The sequence below is a fragment of the Microbacterium resistens NBRC 103078 genome (assembly GCF_001552355.1).
Lineage (GTDB): Bacteria > Actinomycetota > Actinomycetes > Actinomycetales > Microbacteriaceae > Microbacterium > Microbacterium resistens.
This window is the reverse complement of the sequence record NZ_BCRA01000229.1, coordinates 1-939: the sequence shown is the minus strand read 5'-3', so window position 1 is coordinate 939 and position 939 is coordinate 1. Positions and strand designations below refer to the sequence as shown.

General features: G+C 65.9%; 1 protein-coding gene. It reads right to left on the bottom strand.

Annotated features, from left to right (window positions below):
* Positions 1–939, bottom strand: a 939-nt coding sequence (locus MR1_RS19155) for an LCP family protein (protein WP_067250906.1), incomplete at both ends; no start/stop codon positions are given.

The following is a 939-nucleotide window of genomic DNA, read 5'->3' as shown; positions in this document are numbered from 1 at the left end:
GTCGGTGTCGGTGTCGTTGGTTCCGGCGAGGGTGATGGGCAGGTCGTCGCGGAGCGCGGCGAAGAGCGCCTCGGTCTGGTCGGGCACGGGCTCGACCCGGTTCGGGTCATCGGGGTATTCCTGCACGGGAAGCTGCACGAGCACCATCCGGGACAGATCCACCCCGGACAGGGCCCCGGCGAGCCCGGCGAGGACCCCCGGATCCGCGAGCGCCTCATCGACCCGCAACGACCGGCTCGCCGCATCGGCAAGAGAGAACAACGCCACCGGATTCGTCAACGTCTGCGCACTCTTCACCTTCCGCGCCAACGCCGACAGATACGTCTGCTGCGTATGGATACGACCCAGATCGCTGCCGTCACCGATCCCGTACCGGGTCCGCACGAACGCCAACGCCTGCTCCCCCTGGATCGTGTGCGACCCCGCCGCCAAGTGCAACTGCGAGTCCGGATCGTCCACATCCTCCGCCAGACACACCTCCACCCCGCCGACCGCGTTGGTGATATCGATGAACCCGTCGAAGTTCACCACCACGAAATGATCCACATCGATCCCCGTCAACTCCCGCACCACCTCCAACGTGCAATACGGGCCGATATCGAACGCACTATTGATCTGCGCGACCTCCACCGCCGGCTCCACGTCCCCATCCGCCGTAGTGCACTCCGGGAACGGCACCATCGTGTCCCGCGGCAGACTCACCAACGTCGCATCCGTATGCGCCGCGTTCACATGCAACAACATCAACGTGTCCGACCGATCCCCCGCAATGTCGTCATCCCCATACGACCCGCTGGTCAACCCGTCCCGCCCGTCCGACCCGATGATGAGCAGATCGATCGGCCCCTCCCAATCCGGGACCACCACCCCCTCACCACCCGGACGCGCCACCACATTCGCCGCGATATTCCCCGACACCCGCACCACCATCGCCACCGC